This is a genomic window from Streptomyces sp. NPDC049577 (assembly GCF_040675635.1).
GTDB lineage: Bacteria > Actinomycetota > Actinomycetes > Streptomycetales > Streptomycetaceae > Streptomyces.
Genome location: NZ_JBFAPH010000580.1, coordinates 1 through 2,115, shown reverse-complemented (window position 1 = coordinate 2,115; position 2,115 = coordinate 1). Strand labels below are relative to the sequence as shown.

The following is a 2,115-nucleotide window of genomic DNA, read 5'->3' as shown; positions in this document are numbered from 1 at the left end:
CGCACTGGACGTCTCGGTGCAGGCCCAGGTCATCAACCTCCTGGCCAAGCTCCAGCGGGAGCTGGGCCTGGCGTACGTCTTCATCGCGCACGACCTCTCCGTGGTCCGCCACATCTCCGACCGCGTGGCCGTGATGTACCTGGGCCGCTTCGTGGAGGCGGGCACCGACGCGGAGATCTACGAGCATCCCACCCACCCCTACACCCAGGCGCTGCTCTCGGCGGTCCCGGTCCCGGACCCCGGGGCGCGCGAGCGCCGCGAACGCATCCTGCTGACGGGCGATGTGCCCTCCCCGGCCGACCCGCCCTCGGGCTGCCGCTTCCGCACCCGCTGCTGGAAGGCGCAGGACAAATGCGTCCGGGAGGACCCGCCCCTGGAGGTCCCGGCGTGGCTCCGCGAGGCGGGCGGCCCGGCGGCACACGAGTCGGCGTGCCACTTCGCGGAGGAACGGCCGGTAACCGCTCCCCACGCGTAGCCGACGGCCGGTAGGCTCCGAACCTCGAATCGAACATGCGTCGCAGTCGCCCGTGACCGGGGTGGCCGCGTCAGGGGGAAGGAACCACGATGAGCCGTCTCCGCAACCGCCTCGCCGCCACCGCGGCCGCCGCCCTCGTCCTCGGCGCCGGCGCACTGACCGCCGCTCCGGCCGCCGTCGCGAAGGCCAATCTGATCGCGATCGACGGCGTCGCACTGCGCTCGCCCGGGATCCAGGTGGACGTCACGTACTCCTGCGACCCCGGCATGAACCACCAACTGGTCGCCAACGCAACCGCGAACGCCGGCACCAACCACGAGAGCGTCGCCGCCGCCACCATCAAGACCGGCAAGCTGGTCTGCGACTACGACGACCACAAGGCACAGGTGTACCTGCGCCCCGCCCTCGGCTCGCACTTCGCCAAGGGGGACGAGGTACAGGTCAAGGTCTACTACTTCGACGACGAGGGCTTCAGCTACGCCCAGCAGGAGACCGTCACGGTGCTGTAGAGACGGCCGGTGCCGGATCCGTCGCCAGGCGAGCGTGCAGATGGGTGTCGAGGTACGTGCCCCCGGGCCCCGGCAGGAAGCCGCGCATGAGGCCCTCGTAGGCGAACCCGCAGCGCTCCGCCACGCGGCAGGAGGCATCGTTGCCCACGGCGTGCCCGAGGTCGAGGCGGTGCAGGCCGAGGTCGGTGAAGGCCCAGCGGGTGAGCAGCTCGACCGCGCGCGTGGCGACGCCCCGGCCCCGGGCCTCCGGCAGGAGCCAGTAGCCGACGTTGGCGTGACCCATGCGGGGTTCGATCTGCTGGAGGGCGACCTGGCCGAGGACGGCGCCGCCGGCCCCGTCCGTGACGCAGTACGCGGCCTGGTCGCCACGCGCCCAGCGCTCGGCCCGGGCGCGGATGTAGTCGAGGGCGGCGGCCTCGTCCATGAGCTCCGCGCCGGGCAGGTGGTTCCAGTCCCGGAACACGCGGTCGTTCATCGCGCGGACGACCGCCCCGGCGTCCGCCTCGCGCCAGAGCCGTAACCGCAGGCCGAGGCCGGTGAGTTCGGTGGCCGGGAGGGTGGTCCGCGCCACGGGGTTCATGGTTCCGCCTTTCCTGGAAGAAACGCGAGGACGCCCGGGCCCCTCACAGGGCCCGGGCGTCCTTCTCACTGGTCCGTGCTCACGCCGCGCCGACGACGTCCTTCTCCTCGGCGAAGTGGCACGCCGACTCGTGCGCCGCCGGCGAGTCCGAGCTCTTGAAGCGCTCGGGCACGGCCAGCAGCGGCACCTCCTCGGCACACTTGTCCTGCGCCTTCCAGCAGCGGGTGCGGAAGCGGCAGCCCGAGGGCGGGTTGGCCGGGGAGGGCACATCGCCGGTGAGGATGATGCGCTCCCGGCGCTCGCGCGCCTCGGGGTCCGGGACCGGGACGGCCGACAGCAGCGCCTGGGTGTAGGGGTGCGTCGGGTGCTCGTAGATCTCGGCGTCCGTGCCGATCTCGGCCAGCTTGCCGAGGTACATCACGCCGACGCGGTCGGAGATGTGCCGCACGATCGACAGGTCGTGCGCGATGAAGAGGTAGGAGAGGTTGAACTCGTCCTGCAGCTTCTCCATCAGGTTGATGACCTGGGCCTGCACCGAGACGTCCAGCGCC

At 71.9% G+C, this 2,115-nt stretch carries 4 protein-coding genes; 2 read left to right on the top strand and 2 right to left on the bottom strand.

The features are described from left to right. Positions 1-475 (top strand): ABC transporter ATP-binding protein (locus AB0K09_RS32885; protein ID WP_366069057.1); only part of this gene is annotated, 475 nt, incomplete at its 5' end. Positions 476-564: 89 nt separating this feature from the next. After that, positions 565-984: a hypothetical protein gene (locus AB0K09_RS32880; RefSeq protein WP_366069056.1), complete on the top strand. Its 420-nt coding sequence runs from the start codon at positions 565-567 to the stop codon at positions 982-984. On the opposite strand, the gene AB0K09_RS32875 is transcribed toward AB0K09_RS32880, so the two are convergent. Together AB0K09_RS32875 and AB0K09_RS32870 are read right to left on the bottom strand one after the other, a co-directional pair. After that, on the bottom strand, positions 971-1,564 hold the full coding sequence (locus AB0K09_RS32875) for a GNAT family protein (RefSeq protein ID WP_366069055.1): 594 nt from the start codon (positions 1,562-1,564) through the stop codon (positions 971-973). The two genes, AB0K09_RS32880 and AB0K09_RS32875, sit on opposite strands and share 14 nt — an antisense overlap. A gap of 79 nt (positions 1,565-1,643) precedes the next feature. Then, positions 1,644-2,115: ABC transporter ATP-binding protein (locus AB0K09_RS32870; protein ID WP_366069054.1), on the bottom strand; the 472-nt coding region annotated here is incomplete at its 5' end.